This window comes from Pseudomonas sp. IT-P4 (genome assembly GCF_949767755.1).
Lineage (GTDB): Bacteria > Pseudomonadota > Gammaproteobacteria > Pseudomonadales > Pseudomonadaceae > Aquipseudomonas > Aquipseudomonas monachiensis.
Genome location: NZ_CATKPX010000023.1, coordinates 477,439 through 504,268, shown reverse-complemented (window position 1 = coordinate 504,268; position 26,830 = coordinate 477,439). Strand labels below are relative to the sequence as shown.

The following is a 26,830-nucleotide window of genomic DNA, read 5'->3' as shown; positions in this document are numbered from 1 at the left end:
TCTTCACGTTTCAGAACAGTCAAAATTTCATGATCAATATACCGATCAGCACCAGCCCACAGGCTAATAGGCGCGGCCCGCCAAAAGGTTCTTTGAGGTAACGCATGCCAAACAGTACCACCAGGATTACGCTGATCTCGCGCAACGCCGCTGCCTCTGCAATCGATCCCAATTGCATCGCCCACAGCACCAGAGCGTAGCTGAACAACACGCAGAACCCGACGGCCAGGCCCAGTCGCCACTGCTCGCGCCAGAACAACATGAACGCAGGCCGTTTGCGCACCAATGCCAACAGCGGAAAAGGCCAGGCACTGAGCAAGGTGACCCAGACCAGGTAATCCAGTGGATGGGACCAGCGCCGCAATGCCTGCCCGTCGATGTAGGTGTAGCAACCGATGCACAGGCCGATCAGTGCCACCACCGGCAACATTGACCACGGCAAACGCGCTCCGCCGCCGCCCTGCCAGAGCAGACACAACATGCCGAACGGAATCAGCAGGATGCCGAAAATCTGCTGATGGGTCAGCACTTCCCCGGCAAAGATCAGCGTCAGCGCCAGCACCACCAACGGCGAGAGGCCGCGCATCAATGGATAGACCAGCCCGAGGTCGCCGACCCGATAGGCCTGGATCAGCAAATAGCGATAGAGCAACTCGAACGCCGCCGATGCCAGGATCCACGGCCAGATCTCCAGCGGCGGCACACTCAGGAACGGCAACATCAGCACGACAAAGAGCAGCGCCACGCTGTCCATGCAGGCCACTACCAACAGTCGCTCGGCACTGAACTTGATCAGGGTATTCCACGCCGCATGCAACAGCGCCGCCACCAACACCAACGCAGTCGCAAGCACGACCCACTCCTTTTGTTGTCTCCACGATCCTTGTTGGGGTGCAGAGAATTGATTCGCCATATTTCAGTGTCTGTTTATACTGCAAGCGACCACGCCGCACTCAGTTGCGCACAGACTAATTCCAAAAAAAATTCTGCCCGGCCCGCTCTCATCGAGAACGGTCGTCGGCCTGCGTATGCCTGATCACAGCGTCAAGACTACCGACAGAGACCTTGCGCATGCCACTCGCTTTGCTTGCCCTCGCTGTTGCCGCCTTCGGCATCGGCACCACTGAATTCGTCATCATGGGTCTTTTGCCCGATGTCGCCCGCGACCTCAGCGTGAGTATTCCCGATGCCGGATTGCTGATCACCGGCTACGCCCTGGGCGTGGTGTTCGGTGCGCCGATCCTCGCGGTCGGCACCGCCAACATGCCCCGCAAGGCCACGCTGTTGGGCATGACGCTGATGTTCATCCTCGGCAACATGCTCTGTGCACTGGCGCCGAACTACGCCACGCTGATGGCCGCACGCGTGATCACAGCACTGTGCCACGGCGCATTTTTCGGCATCGGTTCGGTGGTGGCTGCCGGGCTGGTGACCCCCAACAAACGGGCTCAGGCGATTGCCATGATGTTCACCGGCCTGACCCTGGCCAACGTGCTCGGCGTGCCACTGGGCACCGCACTCGGGCAATACGCCGGCTGGCGCTCGACCTTCTGGGCGGTGTCAGTGATCGGGGTTCTGGCGGCGATTGCGCAATGGGTCTGGCTGCCGAAAAACATTGCGATGGATAGAGCCAACCTGGCCAGCGAGTTCAAGGTGCTGGGCAAGGCCAACGTGCTGCTGGCCCTGGGCATGAGCGTGCTGGCCTCGACCAGCCTGTTCAGTGTGTTCACCTATATTGCGCCGATCCTGCAGGACATCACCGGTGTCAGCCCCCACGGCGTCACCATCATGCTGTTGTTGTTCGGTGTTGGCTTGACCGCCGGCAGCATGCTCGGTGGTCGTCTGGCGGACAGCCGCTTGCTGCCTTCTCTGGTGGGCATGGCGCTGGCGGTGCTGGTGGTGTTGGCGGCCTTCACGCAAACCAGCCATTCGGTGATCCCGGCGGCGATCACGCTGGTGTTGTGGGGGACATTTGCCTTCGCCCTGTGCCCGATCCTGCAACTGCTGATCATCGATCAGGCCCACGAAGCACCGAACCTGGGTTCGACCCTGAACCAGAGCGCCTTCAACCTGGGCAATGCGGCCGGCGCCTGGATCGGCGGGCTGGTGGTGGCCAGCGGCGCCGACCTGGCAGACCTGCCCTGGACCGGCGCGCTGGTCAGCGGGCTGACCGTACTGACCGCGTTGCATTTCATCTATCGACAACGCCGCGCGACCAGCCCGATCAATGCAACCGGCTGAATCCGGCAACACGCCCAGGCTCAGTCCCGCGGGTCAAGGCAACTAAAGGGTCGGGCTTTTCAGCTCACAGGTTCCTGACTGAAAAACAGTTGTTGCGCCGATTTCAGGTCAAGGGTGGAGCGCATCAGGCTCAGCCGTCGCTCCAGATCACGGGCCTCGCCCAAACGTTGCTCGAAGCTCAGATAGGGATCGGCGTAACGGCGCAGATAGGCTTTGGAAAAGTCCACGCCACTGCGGCTGACGGTGCCTGCAGGATAGCGAAAGTGGGCGAACCAGATGATTTGCGGGGGTGTCACGGCGTCGCCGGAGGGGGCCACCTTGCTGATATAGAAGCAGCGAAACAGCGGCGCCCTGCCTCCGCCCGATACGATACCGCTACCGGGTACTTCCTTGATTGATATGACGCCCTCGGCCAACAGGTCCTCGACCCCCGCCGCCGTCGGTTCACGGGCCAGCACCATACGTGCATACGCCTCACGGGCGAGTTTTTTCAAGTCGTTGGCCTGGTCAGTCATCTGTTGGTGCCACTGCTTGTCGATCGGCTCTTCACCTGCAAAGTGCTCGCGCAGTTCCAGCATGCTTTCGGCCAATGTCTCAAGTTCCCTCCTGATAGTGCGTGGCGCCAGGCGCAGATTGGCTTCCAGGGTCGGTAGCCGTTCCTTGCGGCGCTCTCCGAGTTGCTTGAGTTCAGCCGCCCTGAGGTAGTGCAGGGCACTCGATGCGGCCCCCCCTGGCACTCGGCGCAACCTCCAGTCCACCTGGCCGGACGTCGTGATTTTTTCAAAGGTCGCGTAGACCCGCCGGCTGTAGGGATCGGTAAAGGTCACAGCATCGCCAATGTCAGGATTGAGTGACTTTTCGCCGATAAGCGCCCCCCACTCACGGCTTTGGACCCTGAGCGTTTGCCTGGCGAACTGCTTTTTCCGCGTTTCACCTGCACGCTGCGCATATTGCTTGAGGACATCCTTCAGGACATTTCCACGCAATTGCTGCAGGTATTTTCGAAAGTCATTGAATGCGGCCTGGTCTAAAAATTCGCCTGACGCTTCGCTCAGTCTGCCCAGCCGGACATCGGCCCAGGCAAGTGCGTCGATCACGTCATTCATCACCCGAATCCGCGTCTCCAATTCCGGGCGTTCTGCGCCCTGCAACCGTCGATAGGTCGAGAGCTTCACCTGGCAGAGCAGTGTGATCTGCACCAACTTTTCCAGGGCCTGCCCTACCGTGGATTGCTTGAGGCAATACAACATTTTCGGGCGCAAACCGGCTTCTTGCCAGGCGACCATCGCCCCCTGGTCAGCCCAGGGGGCGACGTCCAGTTCGCTGAGTTGAGCATCGCCGGTAACGGCCGTTTTTCGCATCTGCCCAAGCAGTAGATACGCTTGCCGATGGAGGCCGATGACCTGCTCATGAAGCTTGCCCAACTGAAACAGGGCGAGGCGGTTTTGTGAGGTGATGGACGTACGGCCAAAATCACTCAGGCTCAGGACGCTGATATCCTGTTGCGGCCCGCCCAACTCCGTATAACGTAATTGCCGCAGTGCCGTCTTGAGTTCGATTTGCTTGCGCAGGCAATGGATCTGCCGGCCAAGGAATGCACTGCGCAACGTCGAAAACCCGCTCACGACTTCAAACCGACGACGCTGTTCGAGCAACTCCAACAGTTGTTTCGCCCGGCCTCCCAAGGTTTCAACCCTGGCGAACTCACCGCTGAGCTGCCTGATACCCGTTGCAGGGTCTTGAACGTTACCGAGCGCCTCCTGCGTATTCACCTCCACCGCGGACTGTCCGTCGAATTCGGCATAGAGCTCATCAAATCGCGCCTTGAGTTCAACGCCCGCCTGAGCAGTGGTCGACGCCTGTACGCCCGAGCTGCCCCCGAGCAAGCGCAGTCTCAGGTCCAGCATCCATCCCCCCCGGCCATTGGACTTGAGCCAAGGTCCCGGACGCCCATCGCCCTCTGCCGACGCAATCCGAACCCCTTCGGAGAACCTCGTCACCTTGAACCAGTCATCCTTGACCCGGACATACAACTGGCCAAGGGCATCATGCAACCCTGTGTTCAAGCCGCTGCTGATCGACTCGGCTCGTTGGGGTTCGGATACCGTAAAGGTGTTCAGGCTGGCCTCCTGGGAGGCCGTCAATCGACTGGAGGGCGTTATCCAGCCATAGTCGACCCGTGCGGTCGACATGCAAAAGCCGCCCGCGACGGATGTTTGCGGCGCCAGCACCTGGGGATTGTCTGATGCGACGACGGGAGTAATTGCTTCGCCCGGCGTTACTTCTGCTTCAATGATCCTGGCGCCCTGCGACGTTTCCTGAGTTTCGCTGGAGGACGCTTCATCCAGAGGGCTTTCGATGTTTGTGCGCGAGTAATGCGCCGTCACCAACGCCATGTTCATCAGGAAACCGGCCATGGCCACCTCCTTGCCTTCTGCCTTTTTGCCGCGGACCATATTGATTTGCTGTTGAACGTCCCATGCCACCAACAACCAGCCCACCGCCGCTAGCGGCCCCGTGACAAACGGCATGACACTGTTCAGCCCCAGGTACAAGCCCTCCTTGCGGCGCGCCCAGCGGTTTTCGCTGTTGGACACCGACTGCCGGTCCGCTTGTTCCATAAGCGCCTGGACCTGACTTTTATAAAGGTGATCACCGTAGTCGCCTTCGACCTCCTCGCGCCCAAGCTGGGCCGGCTTGCTGGTCATGGCGTCGATCAACATTGTCAGGCCATCGATACTGTTGAAGTGGGGATCCTGGAACCCGCCAGCCTGATAAGTCGCACGGCCAGTCTCGCTCATCCAGGCCAGGACCTGTTGCTGCAACTGGCCAGGTCGCTTGATGGCCTCGAACAATGCCTGATGACTGACAAATGCCTGCAACTTCGTTGCGCTCATCGGGCAGTAGAGGATTTGCGGCCCCTGATCGAAATCCTTGGGACCGATCACAAACATGTTCGTCACGCTGTCCGGTTCGCTCAAGGCACCCGCCTTGAACGTCAGCGGTCGCAACACGATAGCCTTCTGTGCCACGTAGCGATCCTCGGCCCGCTTGCTCATGACCGCCACGACCATCTGGTAGGCGGCGCGCGTGAAACCCGCCTGACCGCGAGCAAACAATTCCAGGGCGAGCATGGGTAACTCAATGCGCAATTGCTGGAGAAAGCGACGACGCCGCAAGCTCACTTCAACCGCGTCATCTTTGAGCGAGGAGGCAATAAGGGCGGGATAGTTCTGGCCGATATCGAGATCGCTGATCCACTGCTTGATGGTATCGGGCGTCATCCATGAGGGCACCGCGCTGCCGTCCCTGCGCTTGAGGGTGATGGAACTGCCCGGCAGGCCGCCGAGATTTTCCAGGGCGACATGGAGCAAAGTGGTGATGACTCTCACCGGAAAACCGCCTGCCGCGGAAACACCCCTGACGGTATGAATGGTGATCATCACGTCATCGGGCTTGAGCGTCTCGGGCTGTGGATACTTGTCCATGAGCTTTTCCCGGGTGTAATCGAGAATCGATGGCAAGCCGTCGTTGAAGAACTTCCAGTCCGCCCGTTTGAACAGCGTGCCCAGCGCTTCGAAGTACTCGCTGAACAAGCCACGGACTTCACGATTGGCCTGTTTCAGCCAAAGTGGCATAGCCGCGTACAGTCGTTGCAGGTCGCTATGTGGCTTGAGATCAAGGCTGTCAAAGTCACCGGTCGCCAACTCGTGAGCCCGGTCCAGCAAGGCCGCGCTCCAATAGGGTGAGCCACGGCCATGGGCGACAGCGTATTCAAGGTCGGCCAGTTGCTTGACCAGAAAGGTCAAGGCGAAACCGTCGAAAATGTTTGTATCGGGTTCAAACAAGCGCCATTGCATCAAGCTCTCGGGCGACAGTCCGGTCATACGATTGAATAACGCCGCCCCCAGCGCGGCCAGGGAAGCAAACACCTCGATACCCGCAGCCAGGGTAAACAGGACGACGTCGGTGGTAGCGTCCTGAGTTGATACCAGCACCATGCCCCTGAGCAGCTCAAACTGCTCGCCGCCCTGCTTGCCCCATTGATCGATCAGATACGCACGGGTCGCTCCTGTGCGCAGGTTGTTATCCGGCGTTAGCAGGACGTCCGCTATCATCTGTTGCTGCTTGGCATTGAGCGTTGGTGTCTGGCGGGCCACGTCCCTGAGCGCCTCCTTGAGCAGTGCAGCCAGAAGTTCGAAGCGTGATTGCGCGGTTTCCGACAGTTCGCTCCAGTCATCCAGCAACGCTTGCTGGCAAAGCTGGGTCAAACGGGTACCACCGGCATTGACGGCGGTCTGGGCATCGAAGTTCTTCAGTGCGCCCGGCACCACAGGTTGCGCATCGGGCTGATCCGTAATGACCTGGCCTTCACTGTAATCAACCAGCTTGTCATCGACGAAGCGGTTGATCAGTTCATCCGTCATGGAGGAGCGGCTGAACCGCGTTTTGCGGACCGTACTATCGACATATTCGTAATGCGGTGACATCAGTACCGGGGTGCTGTCAGTAATCACCAATTGCGGATAATTGCAGCGCAGAGTCTTCTGCAGGTCACGGGCGGCAACCACCTGCAATGAGGAGCGGGCGGCAAACAGCGTTTGAATCTTTCGGGCGACCGCCAACAGGGCGGTCAAATGCGGAGGGAGTGAGGGGGTGGCCATTAATCGAGTCCTTGATCGAGAAGCGGGCCCTGTACGCAGAGTTCGCCAGTCAGCCCGTGCACCAGCGTGGCTCACGCAGCAACTGCAAAGGTGGTAGCCGGTTACCACCCGTGCCGTACGAACATAGGCTCTTCATGGCGAATCATCGCTTCGTTTCTTGTCCGGAGGGGCAGCCCCGGTTTCGCTGCGAATCTGCGCATGGCTGATCAGCGCGAAAATAAAACTGCCACCGATGATGTTCCCCACCAGCGTCGGCCCGGCGAACACCAGCCAGAAATCACTCCACGGCAGCTCGCCGGCAAACACCAGATACGAAACCTCCAGCGAACCGACCACGATGTGGGTGAAATCCCCCAGCGCCATGAAGTAGGTGATGAGGATGATGATCCACATCTTGGCGCTCTCCATGGACGGGATCATCCAGACCATGGTGGCGATCATCCATCCGGAAATGATGCCCTTGGCGAACATCTGGCTGGCGTGGTTTTCCATGACCTTGCGGCCGATATCGAGGAAGGCGACATCGGTCTTGCTGTCGAAAATCGGCAGTTCCAGCATCACGTACGCCACCAGCAAGGTGCCACAGAGGTTGCCGACCAGCACCACCGCCCACAGTCGTAGCAGCCGGCCGAAGTTGGCCAGCGTCGGTTTGGTCATTACCGGCAGCACGGCGGTCAGAGTGTTTTCGGTGAACAGCTGCTGGCGGGCCAGGATCACCGCGAGAAAACCGGCGCAATAACCGAAACTCGCGATCACCTTGAACCCTTCGCCATCCGGCAGACGCGAATTGAGCAACCCCATGCCCATCAGCGACAGGCCCATGGTTAACCCCGCCGCCAGCGCCGACCACCACAACGCGCCAATGCTGCGGTCCAGTTCCTGATCGCCCTGGGTACGGATGATCTCGTGCAGCACCGCGGCGCGGGGTGGCTGGCTCTTTTCGACTTCGTGCTCTTCTTGCGCCGAAAGGTTCGGGGTCTTGCCGTCTTGTGCCGAGTTCATGGGATGCGCAACCGGTGGCGGGCTATTTAGCTACGACACGCGCCGATCAAGTTACGTTCGGTAGGAGCTGCCGAAGGTTGCGATCTTTTGACTTGGATCCTGGCGTCATCACTGACTGCTTAAAATCAAGATCAAAAGATCGCAGCCTGCGGCAGCTCCTACGGGGCTCGTCTTACGAGCCGACGTCATCATCCTTGAACTGATCCTTGACGTACTTGATCTCGGTCCGGCCGTGAGGTGCCGGCAAGCCGTCTTCACCGAGGTTCACGAACACCATTTTTTCAACGGTGAGAATGCTCTTGCGGGTGATCTTGTTGCGTACTTCGCACGTCAGGGTGATCGAGGTGCGACCGAACTCGGTAGCGGTAATGCCCAACTCGATGATGTCGCCCTGGCGCGAGGCGCTGACGAAGTTGATTTCGGAGATGTACTTGGTGACCACACGCTGGTTGCCCAACTGGACGATGGCGTAGATCGCCGCCTCTTCGTCGATCCAGCGCAGAAGGCTGCCGCCGAACAGCGTGCCGTTGGGGTTGAGGTCTTCGGGTTTTACCCATTTGCGGGTGTGGAAATTCATGTTCACTCCTGAGCGTCTTGCCGAATGATGCTGACCATCATGGCAGAGCCCGACCTAGAGCTCTATTGAGCGTCGTCTATGGTCTCGATTACCGTTCGGACATTGACCGACAGAAACGCTTTGGAAGATCGGCAGAGCCCGCTATAATCGCCACCGTTTCAAAACGGTAACCTCTACTTGATACCGTTTCCCGCCACCTGTCCGAGGGGCGCTGCAGCAGGTTCGACCTGTCAGGCTCGGATGGGGCGTTGCCTGGCCTTCAGTGGCTGGACACTAAACGCACAACGGCGCCCATTCGCATACATTACGAATGGAGGCTCTTCATGAGCGCTGTTATCACGCCTGCAGATTTTACCGACTACAAAGTCGCCGACATGTCCCTGGCTGCCTGGGGCCGTCGCGAAACCATCATCGCCGAATCCGAAATGCCGGCCCTGATGGGTCTGCGTCGCAAGTACTCCGAAGAGCAACCGCTCAAGGGCGCGAAGATCCTCGGCTGCATCCACATGACCATTCAGACTGCCGTGCTGATCGAAACCCTGGTTGCCCTGGGTGCCGAAGTGCGCTGGTCGTCCTGCAACATTTTCTCGACTCAGGATCAGGCCGCCGCTTCCATCGCCGCTGCCGGCATCCCGGTTTTCGCCTGGAAAGGCGAGACTGAACAAGAGTACGAATGGTGCCTGGAGCAAACCATCCTGAAAGATGGCGCGCCTTGGGATGCCAACATGATCCTCGACGACGGCGGCGACCTGACCGAACTGCTGCACAAGAAGTACCCAGCCGTTCTGGACCGCGTCCACGGCGTGACCGAAGAAACCACCACCGGCGTTCACCGCCTGCTGGACATGCTGGCCAAGGGCGAGCTGAAAATCCCGGCCATCAACGTCAACGACTCGGTGACCAAGAGCAAGAACGACAACAAGTACGGCTGCCGTCACAGCCTGAACGATGCGATCAAGCGCGGCACCGACCACCTGCTGTCCGGCAAGCAAGCGCTGGTCATCGGCTACGGCGACGTGGGCAAGGGTTCGGCCCAGTCCCTGCGTCAGGAAGGCATGATCGTCAAAGTCTCCGAAGTCGACCCGATCTGCGCCATGCAAGCCTGCATGGACGGTTTCGAACTGGTTTCGCCGTTCATCGACGGTATCAACACCGGTACTGAAGCAAGCATCGACAAGGCACTGCTGGGCAAGATCGACCTGATCGTGACCACCACCGGTAACGTCAATGTTTGCGATGCAAACATGCTCAAAGCCCTGAAGAAGCGCGCTGTTGTCTGCAACATCGGCCATTTCGACAACGAAATCGACACCGCTTTCATGCGCAAGAACTGGGCATGGGAAGAAGTGAAGCCGCAGGTTCACAAGATCCACCGTACCGGCGCTGGCGATTTCGACCCGCAGAACGACGACTACCTGATCCTGCTGGCCGAAGGCCGTCTGGTTAACCTGGGTAACGCAACCGGCCACCCGAGCCGCATCATGGACGGTTCGTTCGCCAACCAGGTTCTGGCGCAGATCTTCCTGTTCGGCCAGAAGTACGCCGACCTGTCGCCAGCCCAGAAAGCCGAGCGCCTGACCGTTGAAGTACTGCCGAAGAAACTCGACGAAGAAGTGGCCCTGGAAATGGTTCGCGGCTTCGGCGGCGTTGTGACTCAACTGACCAAGACCCAGGCCGACTACATCGGCGTGACCGTCGAAGGTCCGTTCAAGCCGCACGCTTACCGCTACTGATCGGATCTGCTGCCTGCTCTCCCTGTGGGAGCGGGCTTGCCCGCGAAAGCGATTTATCATTCAACATTAATGTCGACTGACCCACTGCTTTCGCGAGCAAGCCCGCTCCCACATGGGATGTGCAAGCCTCACAGGCTTACGCGTTTTCAAGGGTATTCCCATGTCCCAAGATCGTCGCTACAGCTTCGAGTTCTTCCCTACGAAGACCGATGCTGGGCAAGAAAAGCTGCTGGCCACTGCTCGCCAGCTGGCCGCCTACAACCCCGATTTCTTCTCCTGCACCTACGGCGCCGGCGGTTCGACCCGTGATCGCACGCTGAACACCGTGTTGCAGCTCGAAAGCGAAGTCAAAATCCCTGCCGCTCCGCACCTGTCCTGCGTGGGCGATAGCAAAGCTGACCTGCGTGGCCTGCTGGCCCAGTACAAGGCCGCCGGCATCAAGCGTATCGTCGCCCTGCGCGGTGACCTGCCTTCGGGCATGGGCATGGCCAGCGGTGAAATGCGCCACGCCAATGACCTGGTTGAATTCATTCGTGAAGAAACCGGTGATCATTTCCACATCGAAGTCGCCGCTTACCCGGAAATGCATCCGCAAGCGCGCAATTTCGAAGACGATGTTGCCAACTTCGTGCGCAAGGCCAAGGCTGGCGCCGACAGTGCGATCACCCAGTACTTCTTCAACGCCGACTGCTACTTCTACTTCGTGGAACGCGTGCGGGCGCTGGGCGTGAACATCCCGATCGTGCCGGGCATCATGCCGATCACCAACTACAGCAAGCTGGCGCGCTTCTCCGATGCCTGCGGTGCGGAAATCCCGCGCTGGATCCGCAAGCAACTGGAAGCCTACGGCGACGACACCCAGAGCATTCAACGCTTTGGCGAACAGGTCATCACCGAGATGTGCGAACAACTGCTGCAGGGTGGCGCTCCAGGGCTGCACTTCTACACCCTGAACCAGGCTGAAGCGAGCCTGGCGGTGTGGAACAACCTGAAGTTGCCGCGTTAAAAGTCGTTAAAGCACGATTAAAAGATCGCAGCCTGCGGCAGCTCCTACAGAGAAATGTGTATTCCCTGCAGGAGCCGCCGCAGGCTGCGATCTTTTGCTTTCAACGCACTATTAATGTGCGGCAATCCACGGAGTTAGAGCATCTGCGGTCAGTTTCTGGCTCTTTCCGGTTTCTCGTCGTAATCTCAGCCCATGCCTTTGATCACGCAGCTAATCGCCGTGCTTGTCTTCACTTGCCTGAGCCTCACCGCCCGGGGCGAGAAGCTGCGCATTGTCACGGAACCCTGGGCGCCCTACGTATACGAAGACAACAACGGCAAATCCCTGGGCCTGGACTACGAAACCACCGCCATTGTCTTCAAGCGCCTGGGCATCGAAGTGGAGTGGCAGTTCCTGCCATGGAAACGCTGCCTGTCGATGCTGGAGACAGGCCAGGCCGACGGCGCGCTGGACATCTTTCACAGCGAAGAACGCGAAGCGACCCTGCTCTACCCCAGCGAACCCCTGTCTGAAGTCCAGTTCGTGATGTTCTACGCCAATGAACGGCCCCATCCGTTTCGCACCCTCGATGACTTGCAAGGCCTGACCATTGGCACCTCGCCGGGTTACCTTTACAGCAAGGATTTCAGCGATTCGACGTTGTTCACCCGCGAGCCGGCCCCTACCCATGAAGCCAACTTCGGCAAACTGGTGCGCGGACGGATTGACCTGCTGATCACCGACCGCCGGGTCGGTCAGCATTTGCTCGACGAACTGGGCATCCGCGACAAGATCACCGAAAACCCCACGATCATCAGCCAGCAAAGCCAGTTTCTCGCCGTGCGGCGCAATGCGGGCATGGATCTGCTGGTGCAGCGTTTCGGCGCCGAACTCAAGCGTTTCAAACGTGAGCCCGCCTACGCTGAACTGAGTGCCCGCTACGGCGCGGAACCGGCAGCCAGCGTGAAGACTGAAAAGGCCACGGTTGCCACGGAAAAAACCGTTGAGCAGCAGGAAAGCGGCGCGCAGTGATTGCTCTGTTATACTCCGGCCTTCCCGCCAGGCTCACGCCCGGACGCTCGGAATCGTTAAAGGCATCTCAACCCCGCTACTGCGCAGCTTTCAGCCCGCGCGAGCGCTTGCAGACGAGCCTTCGAGACCCAGCAGGACCGGACGGGATTGCGTCCTCTTAAACGCGATTCGCGCCAGGCAAGACTCCCATTGGGCCAAGCCCTAACTAGAACAGGATTACTCATGTCCTTTGCTTCCCTCGGTCTCTCCGAGGCTTTAGTCCGCGCCATCGAGGCAGCGGGCTATACCGAGCCTACTCCGGTGCAACAGCGGGCCATTCCCGCCGTGTTGCAAGGTCGCGACCTGATGGTCGCGGCACAGACAGGTACTGGTAAAACCGGCGGTTTCGCCCTTCCGATTCTGGAGCGGTTGTTCCCCAACGGTCACCCGGACAAATCCCAGCGTCACGGCCCGCGCCAACCGCGCGTACTGGTCCTGACCCCGACTCGCGAACTCGCAGCCCAAGTGCATGAAAGCTTCAAGGTCTATGCCCGTGACCTGAAGTTCGTCAGCGCCTGCATCTTCGGCGGTGTCGGCATGAACCCGCAGGTTCAGGCCATGTCCCGTGGCGTAGACGTGCTGGTGGCCTGCCCTGGCCGCCTGCTCGACCTCGCCGGCCAAGGCAGCGTCGATCTGTCCCACGTGGAAATCCTCGTGCTGGACGAAGCCGACCGCATGCTCGACATGGGCTTCGTCCATGACGTGAAGAAGGTCCTGGCCCGTCTGCCGGCCAAACGCCAGAACCTGCTGTTCTCGGCGACCTTCTCCAAGGACATCACCGACCTCGCCGGCAAGCTGCTGCACAATCCGGAACGCATCGAAGTCACGCCGCCGAACACCACGGTCGAGCGCATCGAACAGCGCGTGTTCCGCCTGCCGGCCAGCCACAAGCGTTCGCTGCTGGCGCACCTGATCACCGCTGGCGCCTGGGAACAAGTGTTGGTGTTCACCCGCACCAAGCACGGCGCCAACCGCCTGGCCGAGTACCTGGACAAGCACGGCCTGAGCGCCGTCGCGATCCACGGCAACAAGAGCCAGAACGCCCGCACCAAAGCCCTGGCCGACTTCAAGGCCGGCACCGTGCGCATCCTGGTCGCCACCGACATCGCCGCTCGCGGCCTGGACATCGACCAGTTGCCACACGTGGTCAACTTCGAGCTGCCGAACGTCGATGAAGACTACGTGCACCGTATCGGTCGTACCGGCCGTGCCGGCCGTTCGGGCGAGGCGATTTCGCTGGTAGCCCCGGACGAAGAAAAACTGCTGAAAAGCATCGAACGCATGACCAGGCAGAAAATCGCCGACGGCGACCTGATGGGCTTCGATGCCAGCACCATCGAGGCGGAAAAGCCTGAAGTGCGCGAGCGTCCGGACATGCGTAACCCACGCAATCCACGTGGCCCGCGCGGCGACGGTCCGAATGGCAGCGGTGGCGGCGGTGGTCGCAAGGACAAAGGCAAGGACAAGGGCAAGGAAAAACCGGCCGGCGAACGCGGTGAGCGCCCGGCCCGTCAGCAAAAACCACGTGAAGGCACTCCGGCTCGCGAACAGCGTCCGTCGCAGCCTCCTCGTGCCGCCGTTGACCGTGCCCCGGACGAGTTCCTGGACGACGATGTGGATAACTTCGGTAACCGCGTCGACTACGTGCCACAGCAAAAGCCGGCTCAAGGCCGTGGTCGCCGTCCGGGCGCTCCGGCACAGGGCACCGCGGCAGGTTCGGGCGCTCCACGTTCCGGCAAGCCACAAGGTCGCCAGAACGGTCCACGCAACAGCGATGGCGCCAGCACTGGCACCCCACCGGCCAAGCGTAGCGGTCCTCGCAGTGGCGCACCGCGCGACGGCCAGGCTCGCCGCGAAGACTCGCGCAATCGCCGCCCGGCCCGTGACGACCAGCCGCGTTCGGAGCCTGCCGTACAGAACCCGCGCGGTCCCGCGCCGAAGATCATGCACAAGGAGTCGAAGGCTGACCGCTTCCCGACACCTGAGCAGCTGGATCAACTGCCAAGCCGTCCTCGTGGTGAAAAACCAGCGTTGCTGACCCGCAATCGCTGAGTTATCGCTGAAATAAAAAATGCCCTGATCTCGCGATCAGGGCATTTTTGTTTGTGCCGCGAATTGCTTTTGCAGGAGCTGGCGAAGCCTGCGATCTTTTGATTCTGAAAAGATCGCAGCCTGCGCCAGCTCCTACGGTCTCAGCATTACTTCGCTTTTACACCTTCAAAGGTCACGTACATCTCAACCGCATCGGACGATGGGCCCAGGTCTTTCTGCTTGCCGAAATCGGAACGCTTGAGGCTGAAAGTACCCTCAAAGCCTGCACGGTAGCCGCCCCATGGATCCTTGCCTTCGCCCAGGAACGTGGCCTTGACCACGATTGGCTTGGTTACACCGAGGATCGTCAGGTCACCAGCCACGTCAGCAGTGTCCTTGCCAGCGGCGTTTTTGCCGGTGGGTTTGACGCTGGTGGACACAAACGTGGCTTTGCTGGCGTTCAGGAAGTCTTTGCTGGCAATGTGCTTGTCACGCTCGGCGTTGTTGGTGAACACACTGGCGGTGTTCACGTTGAACTCGATCTTGCTGTCTTCAGGCTTGGCAGCGTCGAAGCTGAACTTGCCGTCGATGTCCTTGAAAGTACCGGTGATGAAGCTGTAGCCCAGGTGGCTGATCTTGAAGTCAACGAAGGCGTGCTGGCCTTCTTTGTCGACCACATAGTCAGCGGCCATTACGTTACCGGCGGACAACAGGGCCGAACCGATTGCCAGGGCGGCCAGAGTCTTTTTCAACATGCTTTGTTTTCCTTTGGAGTCGAGGTTGAACTTCAGGCTTTGCGACCCAGCATTCGCTTGAGGGTCACATCACGGTCGATAAAGTGGTGCTTCAATGCTGCCAACGCATGGAGGCCGGAAAAAATTACCAGCACCCACGCCAGATAGAGGTGAATCACGCCAGCGGTATCTGCCTGGTCCGGCAGTCCGGATATCAGCGCCGGGACTTCAAACAAGCCAAATACCGGGATACCGACACCTTCTGCGGTGGAAATCAGGTAACCGGCAATCAACACGGCAAACAGACTGAGATAGAGAAATCCATGGCCGAACCTGGCGCCGAGGCGCGTCATGCGGCTGTAGCTGGACAAGGTCGGTGGCGGCGGGCTGATGAAGCGCCAAAGCACCCGCAGCAGCATCACACCCAGCAACACCAGGCCGATGCTCTTGTGCAGGTCCGGCGCGTCTTTGCGCCAGGTGCTGTAGTAATCGAGCCCGACCATCCACAGCCCAAGCGCGAACAGACCGAAGACCGCCAGTGCCACCACCCAGTGAATGACGATGCTGACCCAGCCGTAGCGGGAGGTAGAGTTACGTAGCTGCATTGCCTAGATCCCTGTAAGTGCTGGCCCAAGACTATCGAGTTATCTATCGAATTAAAGCGGAAAATTTTGCTTTGAAATATCGAGAAATACGATCAAGAGTCTGAAACAGATGAGTTAAGAAAAGATTAAAGGCCAATGTGTGTACAAAAATGTAGCCCAACTCAATAACACTTCCTGCCAAAGGTTTATTCGATTGTGTGCCCAGATTTCTCCGGGCATAAAAAAACGCGGCATTTGCGCCGCGTTTTTTTATCCCAGGGCTGACTACGCCTTGGCATCCGTTGTCGGAGTCGCCGCGGGTTTAGCCACTGGCTTCTTCACTGGCTCGGCCTTCTTTACCGGTGCCTTGGCCGGGGCTTTTTTCGCCTCGGTCTTGGCAGCCGGTTTCGCCGGAGCCTTTTTGACCGGCTCGGCTTTTGCCGGGGTTACTGGCTTCGGTGCTTCGACCGGAGCCGGTGCAACAACCGGTACCGGAGCAGGTGCCGGAGTTGCCGGCGCTACCGGCTCTGGCGCCTTGACCGGCTCCGGCTTCTTCTCGTCGTCGGAGCCGCCGAACAGGTTGCTGAAGAAATTGCCTTTCTTCGCCACCACCGCACCAGCGCCCGCCGCTGCGGCAGCCGGACCCACTTTCGCCGGTTCGAACGACTTGCCCGCCGCCAGGTCTTCAACCTGACTGGCTGCACGCTGACCGGTACGCAGCGCGCCTTCCAGGGTGCCCGGGTACAGGGTATCGGTGTGTTCACCAGCGAAGGCTACGCGCTGAATCGGGCGCTCCCACAGGCGCCAGAACTTGCTGATCTGGCCCGGACCGAAGGCCAGGTAGGCGCCGCCGGTGGACGGGTCGGTGCTGTAGCGACGGATTTCATAACCGGTGAACGAACCACGCGCCTGTGGATAGAACGCGTGCAGGCGGATCAACACCTGGTCGACCATCTGCTTGTCGCCGAATGCCTGCATCACCCGCGCGTTGTCGCCGGACAGGTTGATCACCACGTTGGCGCCACCCTTCATGGCAGGCTCGACCCACAACATCCCCAGGCCGGCGTTGCTGTAGATCTCGCCGGACATGCGCGCCTTGCTTTCCCACACCGGCGTCTTGAACTTGAGCATGATCTGGTCGCGCCAACCGTAGTTGGTGCCCTTGATCGCCGCCAGGTGCTGGGCGTCAAGCGCCGGGGTCATCTGGATCTTGTTCAGGGCGCGCAGTGGCACGGCCAGTACCACGTAGTCCGCCTGATAGCCGACGTTGTCGACTTTGACGGTCACGCCGTCCTTGTCCTGGGTGATCGACGAGACCGGGGAGCTGGTCTTGATGGTTTTCAGCTGCTTGACGAAGGCCTGGGCCAGCACCGGGCTGCCACCGACCAGGCGCGAAGCTCGCAGGTCACGATCGGAGACGCCACGATAGACGCGGCTCTGTTGCGCGAAGTACAGCAGCGACAAGCGCGAAGGTTCGTCGTAGCGGGTACGGATTTGCTGGTTGATCAACTGGCGGGCGGTGGCCGGCAGGTTCTGCTTGTCGAGCCAGTTCGACACGTTGATCTGGTCCAGCGCGTACAGCGTATTGTTGGCGGCCGGGTTCTGCGGGTCGTCGATCGAGCGAGCCAGATCGTCCACGGTCTTGTCAAAGCGCTTGAGCGCCTCGGCGGTGGCCGGCTGTTTGGTCGCCAGGTCGGCGGCGGAGAAATACTCGCCATCGATCAGGTAGCCTGGGGTCCGCACGAACTCAGGGGCCGGCGTGGTGCTCAGCTTGAAGGTCGAGACGTACTTGTTCAGCACCGGCTGGACCTTGTCGTTGCCGATCCACTCGCTGGTGGCCATGCCCGAGCGACCGCCCAGGCTCGACTTGGCTTCCAGCAAGATGACCTGCCAGCCCTTGTTCTGCAGTTCGTACGCGGCAGTCAGGCCCGACAGGCCGCCGCCGATCACGATCGCGGTTTTATCCTTGGCCAGCGCAGACACGCTGAACAGCCCCAACATCACCAGCGCACAGGCGCGCAGCCAACCGACAGACATTCAGCGAACTCCGGAATCACACGAGGAAAACAGCAGTTTTTGCGAGCCAGACGGCTCAAGAACGGCGAAGGATACGTCAGCCTTCAGACGCCCGCCAGCAACGTCTATCGGCCTGTACAAAGTAGCTCATTCGACACAATGGGTTGTCCCCGTGGCACGCATTGCATAGGCTTGCGCGATTGTTTGTCCGCGCTGGTCACGGACCGCCTCCAGGAGAGTGAAAATGGGCCTGAATAATCAGTGGATGCAACGCGACCTCGCCGTGCTGTGGCATCCCTGCACCCAGATGAAAGATCACGAACAACTGCCGCTGATCCCGATCAAGCGCGGGGAAGGCGTGTGGCTGGAAGACTTCGAAGGCAAGCGCTACCTCGATGCGGTCAGCTCCTGGTGGGTCAATGTGTTCGGCCACGCCAACCCGCGGATCAACCAACGCATCAAGAACCAGGTCGACCAGCTCGAACATGTGATTCTTGCCGGCTTCAGCCATCAACCGGTGATCGAGTTGTCCGAGCGCCTGGTGAAGATGACACCGGAAGGCCTGACCCGGTGCTTCTACGCCGATAATGGCTCGTCCTGCATCGAAGTCGCACTGAAAATGAGCTTTCACTACTGGCTCAATCGCGGCCAGCCGAACAAGAAGCGCTTCGTCACACTGACCAACAGCTACCACGGCGAAACCATGGCGGCGATGTCAGTGGGCGACGTACCGCTGTTCACCGAGACCTACAAAGCGCTGTTGATGGACACCATCAAGGTACCGAGCCCGGACTGCTACCTGCGCCCCCAAGGCATGAGCTGGGAAGAACACTCGCGCAACATGTTCGCCGCCATGGAGCAGACCCTGGCCGAAAACCACGACACGGTCGCGGCGGTGATCGTCGAGCCGCTGATCCAGGGCGCCGGTGGCATGCGCATGTACCACCCGGTGTACCTCAAGCTGCTGCGAGAGGCCTGCGACCGTTACGGCGTGCACCTGATCCACGACGAAATCGCCGTCGGCTTCGGCCGCACCGGGACGATGTTCGCCTGCGAACAGGCCGGCATCCGCCCTGATTTCCTGTGCCTGTCCAAGGCCCTGACAGGCGGCTATCTGCCGCTGGCGGCATGCATGACCACAGACGACGTCTACAGCGCGTTCTACGACGACTACCCGACCCTGCGCGCCTTCCTGCACTCCCACAGCTACACCGGCAACCCGCTGGCGTGCGCGGCGGCCCTGGCGACCCTGGATATTTTCGAAGAAGACAACGTCATCGAGAACAACAAGGCCCTGGCCCAGCGCATGGCTTCGTCGACGGCGCACCTGGTCGATCACCCGAACGTATCCGAAGTGCGCCAGACCGGCATGGTGCTGGCCATCGAGATGGTCAAGGACAAGGCCACCAAGGAAGCTTACCCATGGCAGGAACGTCGCGGCCTGAAGGTGTTCCAGCATGCCCTGGAGCGCGGTGCTTTACTGCGCCCGCTGGGTAGCGTGGTGTATTTCCTGCCGCCCTATGTGATTACCCCGGAGCAGATCGACTTCCTTGCCGAAGTGGCCAGCGAAGGGATCGACATTGCGACCCGTGACAGCGTCAGCGTGGCGGTGCCGAAAGACTTCCATCCTGGGTTCCGTGATCCGGGCTGATTAGTTTCCTGAGTTTCTGTGGTGTCAGGGCTGAAGCTTTCGCGAGCAAGCCCGCTCCCACAGTTGACCGCAATCCCCTGTGGGAGCGGCGGTGCGGCGATCCGACTTGCTCGCGAAGACACCCATAAGACCTATACATGAATTACAGAGACCCCGCATGAGACTGTCCCGCTTCTTTATCGACGCCCCCCTGAGCATCGGCGAGCACGAGTTGCCCGAAGCCCAGGCCCATTACATCAGCCGCGTGCTGCGCATGGCCGAGGGTGATGCGTTGCAGTTGTTCGACGGTTCGGGCCAGGAGTTTCGCGCCAGGCTGGTCGACGTCGGCAAAAAGCGTGTCGTGGTACAGATCGATGAAAGCTTCGCCGGGCAGATCGAATCGCCGCTGCAGATCCATCTCGGCCAGGGCCTGTCCCGGGGCGAACGCATGGACTGGGCGATCCAGAAAGCCACGGAGCTGGGCGTCACCGAAATCACCCCGATCTTCACCGAGCGCTGCGAAGTCCGGCTCAAGGACGAGCGCGCCGACAAACGCCTGCTGCACTGGCGCCAGGTGGCGATCAGCGCATGCGAACAGTGCGGACGCTCGCGAGTACCGGTGATTCATCCGCCGCTGTTACTGGTTGACTGGTTGAAGCAGACCGAAGCCGAATTGAAGCTGGTGCTGCATCCGGTGGCGGAGCCGATGGTGAGCCATGCCAAACCTTCAAGTCTGGCATTCCTGATCGGTCCGGAAGGTGGCTTGTCCGATGCCGAAGTCGATCAGGCCAAGGCCAGCGGCTTCCACGCCGCCCGCCTCGGTCCACGGGTACTGCGCACCGAAACCGCGCCGGTTGTTGCACTGGCGGTGGCCCAGCAACTCTGGGGTGATTTCTAAAAAGATCGCAGCCTGCGGCAGCTCCTACAGGATGAACGCCATCCAATTGCAGGAGCTGCCGCAGGCTGCGATCTTTTGCATTTACTGCACCGGATCACTCACCGGTTTGGCAATGATTGCCTTGAGTTCGCTGGTCATCGGGAACTCAAGGTTCAACCCCTTCGGCGGGATCGGCTGCTCGAACCAGCGCTTGTAGATGCCATTGATCTCGCCCGAGCTGTACAGATCCGCCAACGCGCCGTTGACCAGCGCCAGGAACTGCGGATCGTCCTTGCGCACCATGCAGCTGTAGATCTCCCGAGATTGCTCCTCCCCGACCACCACCCACTTGTGCGGGTCATTGGCCTTGGCGCGCTCGCCATAGAGCAGCGCGTCGTCCATGTAGAACGCCGCCGCCCGGCCCGACTGCAGCATCTGGAAGGCTTCGCCGTGGTCCTTGGCGCTGATCACGAACATGTCGATTTTGTGATCGACGTTGTAGCTTTTCAGGAAGCGCTCGTTGGTAGTACCGGCGGTGGTCACCACGTTCTTGCCACGCAGATCGGCGAAGCTCTTGATCCCGCTGTCCTTCGCGGTCAGCAACTGGCCTTTGACGTAGATGAAGCCATAGGAGAACGCCACCTGCTTCTGCCGTTCGGCGGTCACGCCGGTGGAGCCGCACTCCAGGTCCACGGTGCCGTTCTGCACCAGTGGAATGCGGGTCTGCGAGGTCACCAGGTTGTACTTCACCTTCAAGTCCGGCAGCGCCAGTTGCTGCTGGATGCGCTCGACGATCTTGCCCGCCAGATCCACCGAGTAACCCATCGGCTTGCCGCTGTGATCACCCACGTAGGAAAACGGCACCGAAGCATCGCGATAGCCCAGGGTAATGCTGTTGGCGCTGGCGATTTTGCTCAGGGTGCCGGTCAGCGGTGCTTCATTGGCCCGGACCTGACTGCCGAGCAACAGGCCAAGCGTACAAGCGAGCAACGTGATTTTTTGCATTGTTATTCTCCGTTGTGGGTGTTGGTTTATCAGACGCGCGCAGCGATGACGGTGATTTCCACCAGCACCTGCGGTCGGGCCAGCTCGGCCTGCACGGTGGTGCGGCTCGGTGCCTGTCCCGGCGATAGCCAGGCCGACCAGACCTCGTTCATCGCGGCAAAATCCTCGGTGATGTTCTTCAGGTAAATGGTCGCACTGAGCAGATGATCCTTGTCGCTGCCCGCCTCGGCCAGCAAGGTATCGATTTTCGCCAGCACTTCGCGGGTCTGACCGCTGGCATCCCGGGCATCGCCCGGCACCTGCCCGGAGAGAAACACCAGGTCGCCAAAGGTCACGGCGCCAGACAGGCGCGGGTTGCTGTGCAGTCGGGTAATGGTCATTGCAGTGCCCTCTTCAAAAATCAGTATTCAGGCGGCCCGGTGGCTGAAACCCTGAAGGTCAATGGACGGCCGGCGCTCGCCGATCAGCTCGCTGAGCAAGTGCCCGCTGCCGCAGGCCAGGGTGAAACCCAGCGCGCCGTGGCCGAGGTTGAGCCACAGGTTGCGATACGCCGTCGCGCCCAGCAACGGCACGCCGCTGGGGGTGGCCGGACGCATGCCGGCCCACTCAATGGCTTCGTCATAGGCGCCGGCATTGGGAAAGGTGTCATGGGCCTGACGCTTGATCAGCGCCAGGCGCTTGGGGTCCAGGGCAGGGTCGAAACCGACGATGTCGACCATCGCCGCCACTCGCAATTGCTGGCCGATGCGGGCGTAAACGATCTTGCGGTCGTAGTCAGTGATGCTCACGTCCGGCGCCCGGTGACCGGCGTCGATCGGCACGGTCAGGCTGTAGCCCTTTAGCGGATAAAGCGGCAGTTGCAGCCCGGGAAGCGCCAACAGCGGACTGCGGTGACCGGCGGCGATCACCAGTTGATCGACCGACAGCACTAGCTCACCCAGTTCGATGGCGTTGACGCCGCCGTTGCTGTGGCGGATGCCGGTCACTGCTTGTCCGAGACGAAATTCGCAACGGCCGGACGCTTGCAGCCGGGCGGCCAGTTGCTGGCAAAAACCGTGGCAGTCGCCGACCTCTTCGCCCGGGGTGTAGATCGCGCCGACAAAGGGCGCATCGATCAGCGCCGGTTCAAGGTGCGCGCATTCGGCCGGCGACAACACCTGCTGGTGCTGCGGGTCAGCCAGGCCCAGGCGCGCATGCTCGAAGCTGCTGCTCTGGCGGAAAGTCACCAGTTTGCCGTTGCGCCGCCACTGAAATCCCGCCAATCCATCATCCTCGCGCCAAGACTTCAATGTGTCCTGGCTGAACAGCGCCAGGCGCAGCAAGTGCGCGGCGTTCTCGCGGTTGACCGAGCGACGGCAAGCGCCGAGGAACGACGCCATCCAGCGCCACTGGGCCAGGTCGAAGCGCGGGCGTAGCTTCAGCGGTGAATCGCCGCGCAGCATCCAGCCGATGGCTTGCAATGGCACACCGGCGTCGGCCAGGGGCGCGACATAGCGATAGGACAACTGGCCGCCGTTGGCGAAGCTGGTTTCGCTGCCCAGCGAGTCCCGGGCCTCGACCACCGTCACCTCAAAGCCGTCGCGCACCAGCGCGTAGGCCGTTGCCAGGCCAATCACACCGCCACCGATGATGCACACACGCTGAGCCATGTCCGTCCTTAAAACTGTTGTGAAGACGAGGCCAAGGTTAGAGCCAGGTGACAGACGCTGAACAATGCATAAAGATGGCAAACCCATAAACAAAGGTTATGGACTTGCCATGCGTCTTCGCCATATCGAGATTTTCCAGGCCATCCGCCAGACCGGTTCGATCAGCGCTGCCGCGCAATTGCTGCACGTCTCGCAACCGGCGGTGAGCAAGGTGTTGCAGCACGCCGAGCAACAATTGGGTTTTCCGCTGTTCCTGCGGGTACGCGGCAAGTTGCAGGCGACGCCGGAAGCGCTGGAACTGGAGCGCGAAGTGGACAAGGTCAGCGAAAGCCTGCAAGGCGTGCGACGCCTGGCGCAGAGCCTGCGCCGCGAACCGGGCCACAGCCTGCGCATCGGTGCCACCCCGGCGCTGGCCCTGTCATTGCTGCCGCCGGCCATTCACGAATGGACCGGGCGTTACCCGGACATCGCTTGCGAACTCTCCAGCGCCCACAGTCGCGAACTGGTGCAGAACCTGTTGATGCGCGAAGTGGATGTCGCCCTGACCCTGCAACGTCCGGATCACCCGGGGCTCAAGGCCCAGGCGCTGGCGTCCGGCGTGCTGGTGGCGCTGGCTCCGATTGGTTACTGGCCCCAGGAAGAGGTGGGTAAACCGTTGCCTCTGCTGGCGCTGGCGGATGCGCCGCTGATCGGTTTATCCAGCGCCGATCCACTGGCCGCGCGACTCGACAGTTACCTGGAAGCGGTCGAACCGCCGCCTAGGGTACGCATCGCCGTACAAACCTACTCACTGGCACGGGCGATGGTGGAGTCCGGCGCGGGCCTGGCGGTGATCGATCCGTTCACCGCCCTTGGCGCCTCTCCCGCCACCACAACGATCCGCCCCCTGGCACCACCGTTACCCATCACCCTGTACGCAGTGACCCGCGCCGCCGAACCGCCGCCCCACACCTTGAACGATCTGTTGCAGGTATTCAGCCGTCGAGCCCGGGAGCAGCTGGATCGCCTGGTCCCGGTACAGCCTTAAAGGACATAAAAGAAAATCGCCACAAAGTGCAGCAAGCTCCCGGCGATCACGAACAGATGCCAGATCCCGTGGGCATGGCGCAGGCGATGATCGAGGGCAAAAAAGATAATCCCGACGGTGTACAGCACCCCGCCTGATGCCAGCCACGCAAACCCGGCGCCGCCCAGCGCCGCGAGCAGCGGCTTGACCGCCACCAGCACAATCCAGCCCATCACCGCATAAATCACGATCGACAGAATCCGCGCTTCCGAACGTGGCTTGATCTCCTGCAGGATGCCGATCAGTGCCAGTCCCCAGACAATCCCGAACAACGTCCAGCCCCACGGCCCGCGCAGGGTCACCAGGCAAAACGGCGTATAGCTGCCGGCGATCAACAGGTAGATCGAAAAGTGATCGACCTTCTGCATGATCGCTTTCTTGCGCCCGCGCACGCTGTGGTACACGGTCGATGCGCTGTAGAGCACCAGTAAGGTAAAGGCGTAGATCGCCATGCTGACGATCTTCCACGGGCTGCCGTCGAGACTGGCCAGCACAATCAGCCAAACCCCGCCGATAAACGCCGCCACGGCCCCGGCCAGATGCGTCCAGGCGTTCAGTCTTTCCCCGTGATACATACGTTGCTCACCTCGAATTTCATTGCCGCAGAGCGCAAGGCTCAGGCTTGCAGCGTAAAAGCGCAATGTTTCTGTACGACGGGCCCGGCGTAATTGGGCACAATCGAGTCATTCCAAAAAGAGTCCGCCCCATGCTGATCGATGAAGAGTTGACCCTTAAAAAACTCGAGGTGTTCCTGGCCTTCATGCGCACCGGCAACCTGGCGCGGGCCGCGGCCGAGTTGCAGACCAGCAACGTCAGCGTGCATCGGGCGATCCATTCCCTGGAAAGCGCCCTGCGCTGTCCTTTGTTCAAGCACGAAGGCCGCAGCCTGACGCCGCTGGAAAGCGCATATGTGCTGGAAGAGCGAGCGCAGAAGCTGATTCAGGATGTCGTCGAAAGCGTGCGCCTGACCCGCGAAGCCGCCGGATTCTCGGCCGAGCGTTTCAAACTCGGCTCGCTGTACTCACTGACGGTGAAGACCGTGCCACAGCTGATCATGGGTTTGAAGATCCGTCGCAGCGAGCTCAACATCGACCTGATTCTGGGTTCCAACATCGACCTGCTCTACAAGCTCAAGAACATGGAAGTCGATGCGGCCCTGGTGTCCCTGGACGAGAGTGTCAACGATCCGGATTGCGAGCAGATCCCGCTGTTTTCCGACGATATTTTCCTCGCCACACCCGCCGATTCCAAGTTTGCCCAGCGCACCGAAGTCGACCTGGCCGAGGTCCGCGACGAAACTTTCATCACCCTGACCCAAGGCTTCGCCACCCATCAGGACGGCAAGCGGGTATTCGAGCAGGCAGGGTTCGAGCCGAAGGTGGCGATGCAGGTCAACGACATCTTCACCCTGCTGAGCATGGTCAGTTCAGGTGTGGGTTATGCGTTGCTGCCGGGGCGGATTGCGGCGGTGTACGAGAACCGGGTGAAGCTGATCCCGTTGCAGGAAAAGTACCGGTTGCAGCAGCACATTGGCGTGGTGTTCCTGAAAGCCAAGGAGCGTGATCCGAATCTGCTGGCGTTGCTGGCGGAGTGTCGGATGTATGCCAATCGGCAGGTCTGACGGAGCCCTTGTGGCGAGGGAGCTTGCTCCCGTTCGGGTGCGAAGCGCCCGCAAAATCAGGCCACCGGATTTACCTGACTCATCTCGGTGGTAGATTTCAGGGCTGCTACGCAGCCCAGCGGGAGCAAGCTCCCTCGCCACAAACAGCAGTCACTGGACTACCCAACAATCCCGCGAACAATGAAGTACAACAGCGAAGGCCCGAGCAAGCAGCCAAGCCCGGTGTGGAAGGTCGCAGTCAACGCACCATAAGGCACCAGACGCCGATCCGTCGCCGCCAAGCCGGCGGTGACGCCACTGACCGTCCCGGCCAGCCCGCCGAACACCATCGCCGAGCGCGGGTTGTCCAGGCCCATCCAGCGCGCCGCCATCGGCGTGCCGACCATCACCAGAATCGCCTTGATCAGACCCGTGGCAATCGACAGCGCCACCACATCGGAACTGGCACCAATGGCCGCACCGGTCACCGGCCCGACGATGTAAGTCACCGCACCCGCGCCGATGGTGGTCATGCTTACCGCATCGCGGTAGCCGAATGCCCAGGCCATGCATGCGCCGACAATAAACGGCAGCACCGTGCCCAACAGCAGCGCGATCACGCCGATCAAGCCGGCCTTTTTCGCTTCCGTGGCTTGCACCTCGAATGCCGTGGCGACGATGGCGAAGTCCCGCAGCATCGCGCCGCCCATCAGCCCGATACCGGAAAACAGTGTCAGGTCCGCCAGGCCTTTTTGCCCGCCGGTCATCGTGCCGCCGACCCAGGCCAGTACCAGGCCAATGACGATGGCAATCGCCGAGCCGTGGATACGCCCGAAGGTCAGGCGCTTGGAGATCAGCACTGACACCCACATGATCACGCCGACGAAGGCGAATGCGGTGACCAGACCGTTGTGCTCCAGACCGCTCTTGATGAGATCCCACATATCAGCGACCTCCTGCCGGTGCGCCAACCGGTGTTACATCCACCGGTTCATCGGGCAAGGGTTCGCCTTTGTGGGTCCGGCTGATCAGGGCAATGGTGCAGCCGCAGATCACCACCGAACCGATCGCCGCCAACACCGCCACCGGACCGCCATGCAGCGCCGTGACCACGTTTTGTTGCGCGGCCATCGCCACCACCACCGGGATATACATGGCGCCCCAGAAGCCGACGCCCAGCTCGCAATCCTTGGTCATGCCGCCACGCCTGTGCATCCACAACCGTGCGCAGATCAGCAGGATCATCGCGATCCCGACTCCGCCGACGTTTGACTTCACTCCCAGCAACACACCGAGCATGTCACCCATGATCACCCCTGCCAGCGTACAGATCGCCAACAGCGCCACACCGTAAATAATCATTGT

At 60.7% G+C, this 26,830-nt stretch carries 22 protein-coding genes and 1 riboswitch; of the genes, 9 read left to right on the top strand and 13 right to left on the bottom strand.

Annotated elements, in window-relative coordinates; genetic code table 11:
* Nucleotides 1-19: 19 nt before the first annotated feature.
* The gene (locus ACM6IT_RS08885; RefSeq protein ID WP_056726528.1) at nucleotides 20-853 is read right to left on the bottom strand and encodes an EamA family transporter; all 834 of its coding nucleotides are present in this window, start codon (nucleotides 851-853) and stop codon (nucleotides 20-22) included.
* Nucleotides 854-1,071: 218 nt separating this feature from the next.
* Between ACM6IT_RS08885 and ACM6IT_RS08880 the strand changes: the two genes are divergently transcribed.
* Nucleotides 1,072-2,241, top strand: coding sequence for an MFS transporter (locus tag ACM6IT_RS08880; RefSeq protein WP_414917823.1), 1,170 nt, complete (start codon nucleotides 1,072-1,074; stop codon nucleotides 2,239-2,241).
* Nucleotides 2,242-2,300: 59 nt separating this feature from the next.
* On the opposite strand, the gene ACM6IT_RS08875 is transcribed toward ACM6IT_RS08880, so the two are convergent.
* From ACM6IT_RS08875 to ACM6IT_RS08865, 3 genes are all read right to left on the bottom strand, one after another.
* Nucleotides 2,301-6,905 carry a dermonecrotic toxin domain-containing protein gene (locus ACM6IT_RS08875; RefSeq protein WP_414917822.1) on the bottom strand — a complete coding sequence of 1,535 codons (4,605 nt, stop codon included), beginning with the start codon at nucleotides 6,903-6,905 and terminating at the stop codon, nucleotides 2,301-2,303.
* A gap of 132 nt (nucleotides 6,906-7,037) precedes the next feature.
* A complete protein-coding gene (locus ACM6IT_RS08870; RefSeq protein WP_414913450.1) occupies nucleotides 7,038-7,907 on the bottom strand; it encodes a formate/nitrite transporter family protein in 870 nt (289 codons plus the stop codon).
* Nucleotides 7,908-8,079: 172 nt separating this feature from the next.
* The gene (locus ACM6IT_RS08865; protein WP_056726525.1) at nucleotides 8,080-8,484 is read right to left on the bottom strand and encodes an acyl-CoA thioesterase; all 405 of its coding nucleotides are present in this window, start codon (nucleotides 8,482-8,484) and stop codon (nucleotides 8,080-8,082) included.
* 197 nt (nucleotides 8,485-8,681) lie between these two features.
* Nucleotides 8,682-8,784, top strand: a riboswitch (S-adenosyl-L-homocysteine riboswitch).
* A 23-nt stretch (nucleotides 8,785-8,807) separates the two neighbouring features.
* Here ACM6IT_RS08865 and ahcY point away from each other — a divergent pair.
* The 4 genes from ahcY to ACM6IT_RS08845 all read left to right on the top strand — a co-directional run bounded on the left by ahcY (nucleotide 8,808) and on the right by ACM6IT_RS08845 (nucleotide 14,325).
* The gene (gene ahcY, locus ACM6IT_RS08860; RefSeq protein ID WP_056726524.1) at nucleotides 8,808-10,217 is read left to right on the top strand and encodes an adenosylhomocysteinase; all 1,410 of its coding nucleotides are present in this window, start codon (nucleotides 8,808-8,810) and stop codon (nucleotides 10,215-10,217) included.
* 160 nt (nucleotides 10,218-10,377) lie between these two features.
* Nucleotides 10,378-11,223, top strand: coding sequence for a methylenetetrahydrofolate reductase [NAD(P)H] (metF, locus tag ACM6IT_RS08855; protein WP_056726523.1), 846 nt, complete (start codon nucleotides 10,378-10,380; stop codon nucleotides 11,221-11,223).
* Nucleotides 11,224-11,415: 192 nt separating this feature from the next.
* Entirely contained in the window at nucleotides 11,416-12,234 is an 819-nt protein-coding gene (locus ACM6IT_RS08850) for a substrate-binding periplasmic protein (RefSeq protein ID WP_056726522.1), read from the top strand.
* A 222-nt stretch (nucleotides 12,235-12,456) separates the two neighbouring features.
* Entirely contained in the window at nucleotides 12,457-14,325 is a 1,869-nt protein-coding gene (locus ACM6IT_RS08845; protein WP_414917821.1) for a DEAD/DEAH box helicase, read from the top strand.
* A 146-nt stretch (nucleotides 14,326-14,471) separates the two neighbouring features.
* Here the strand turns inward: ACM6IT_RS08845 and ACM6IT_RS08840 are convergent, their stop codons facing one another.
* The 3 genes from ACM6IT_RS08840 to ACM6IT_RS08830 all read right to left on the bottom strand — a co-directional run bounded on the left by ACM6IT_RS08840 (nucleotide 14,472) and on the right by ACM6IT_RS08830 (nucleotide 17,659).
* The gene (locus tag ACM6IT_RS08840; protein WP_015097179.1) at nucleotides 14,472-15,059 is read right to left on the bottom strand and encodes a YceI family protein; all 588 of its coding nucleotides are present in this window, start codon (nucleotides 15,057-15,059) and stop codon (nucleotides 14,472-14,474) included.
* Between the two features lie 32 nt (nucleotides 15,060-15,091).
* Nucleotides 15,092-15,643, bottom strand: a complete 552-nt coding sequence (locus tag ACM6IT_RS08835) for a cytochrome b (RefSeq protein ID WP_414913452.1) — start codon at nucleotides 15,641-15,643, stop codon at nucleotides 15,092-15,094.
* Nucleotides 15,644-15,907: 264 nt separating this feature from the next.
* On the bottom strand, nucleotides 15,908-17,659 hold the full coding sequence (locus ACM6IT_RS08830) for a flavin monoamine oxidase family protein (protein ID WP_414913453.1): 1,752 nt from the start codon (nucleotides 17,657-17,659) through the stop codon (nucleotides 15,908-15,910).
* A 223-nt stretch (nucleotides 17,660-17,882) separates the two neighbouring features.
* Between ACM6IT_RS08830 and ACM6IT_RS08825 the strand changes: the two genes are divergently transcribed.
* Together ACM6IT_RS08825 and ACM6IT_RS08820 are read left to right on the top strand one after the other, a co-directional pair.
* Nucleotides 17,883-19,289 carry an adenosylmethionine--8-amino-7-oxononanoate transaminase gene (locus ACM6IT_RS08825; RefSeq protein WP_414917820.1) on the top strand — a complete coding sequence of 469 codons (1,407 nt, stop codon included), beginning with the start codon at nucleotides 17,883-17,885 and terminating at the stop codon, nucleotides 19,287-19,289.
* 157 nt (nucleotides 19,290-19,446) lie between these two features.
* Entirely contained in the window at nucleotides 19,447-20,166 is a 720-nt protein-coding gene (locus tag ACM6IT_RS08820) for a 16S rRNA (uracil(1498)-N(3))-methyltransferase (protein WP_056726517.1), read from the top strand.
* Nucleotides 20,167-20,247: 81 nt separating this feature from the next.
* Here the strand turns inward: ACM6IT_RS08820 and ACM6IT_RS08815 are convergent, their stop codons facing one another.
* From ACM6IT_RS08815 to ACM6IT_RS08805, 3 genes are read right to left on the bottom strand one after another with little or no spacing between them, the layout of a single operon-like run.
* On the bottom strand, nucleotides 20,248-21,150 hold the full coding sequence (locus ACM6IT_RS08815; protein WP_414913455.1) for a transporter substrate-binding domain-containing protein: 903 nt from the start codon (nucleotides 21,148-21,150) through the stop codon (nucleotides 20,248-20,250).
* A gap of 29 nt (nucleotides 21,151-21,179) precedes the next feature.
* On the bottom strand, nucleotides 21,180-21,530 hold the full coding sequence (locus ACM6IT_RS08810) for a RidA family protein (RefSeq protein WP_007975437.1): 351 nt from the start codon (nucleotides 21,528-21,530) through the stop codon (nucleotides 21,180-21,182).
* Between the two features lie 27 nt (nucleotides 21,531-21,557).
* Nucleotides 21,558-22,799, bottom strand: a complete 1,242-nt coding sequence (locus ACM6IT_RS08805) for a D-amino acid dehydrogenase (RefSeq protein WP_414917819.1) — start codon at nucleotides 22,797-22,799, stop codon at nucleotides 21,558-21,560.
* Between the two features lie 109 nt (nucleotides 22,800-22,908).
* Here ACM6IT_RS08805 and ACM6IT_RS08800 point away from each other — a divergent pair, with 109 nt between their 5' ends.
* Nucleotides 22,909-23,826, top strand: a complete 918-nt coding sequence (locus ACM6IT_RS08800; protein ID WP_056726514.1) for a LysR family transcriptional regulator — start codon at nucleotides 22,909-22,911, stop codon at nucleotides 23,824-23,826.
* On the opposite strand, the gene trhA is transcribed toward ACM6IT_RS08800, so the two are convergent.
* The gene (trhA, locus tag ACM6IT_RS08795; RefSeq protein ID WP_007975433.1) at nucleotides 23,823-24,440 is read right to left on the bottom strand and encodes a PAQR family membrane homeostasis protein TrhA; all 618 of its coding nucleotides are present in this window, start codon (nucleotides 24,438-24,440) and stop codon (nucleotides 23,823-23,825) included. The genes ACM6IT_RS08800 and trhA overlap by 4 nt on opposite strands.
* A 131-nt stretch (nucleotides 24,441-24,571) precedes the next feature.
* Here trhA and ACM6IT_RS08790 point away from each other — a divergent pair, with 131 nt between their 5' ends.
* Nucleotides 24,572-25,486 carry a LysR substrate-binding domain-containing protein gene (locus tag ACM6IT_RS08790; protein WP_046039288.1) on the top strand — a complete coding sequence of 305 codons (915 nt, stop codon included), beginning with the start codon at nucleotides 24,572-24,574 and terminating at the stop codon, nucleotides 25,484-25,486.
* Nucleotides 25,487-25,644: 158 nt separating this feature from the next.
* Here the strand turns inward: ACM6IT_RS08790 and madM are convergent, their stop codons facing one another.
* Both madM and madL read right to left on the bottom strand, forming a co-directional pair.
* Entirely contained in the window at nucleotides 25,645-26,409 is a 765-nt protein-coding gene (gene madM, locus ACM6IT_RS08785; RefSeq protein ID WP_414913457.1) for a malonate transporter subunit MadM, read from the bottom strand.
* Between the two features lies 1 nt (nucleotide 26,410).
* Nucleotides 26,411-26,827, bottom strand: a complete 417-nt coding sequence (gene madL, locus ACM6IT_RS08780; RefSeq protein WP_056726512.1) for a malonate transporter subunit MadL — start codon at nucleotides 26,825-26,827, stop codon at nucleotides 26,411-26,413.
* Nucleotides 26,828-26,830: the final 3 nt, after the last annotated feature.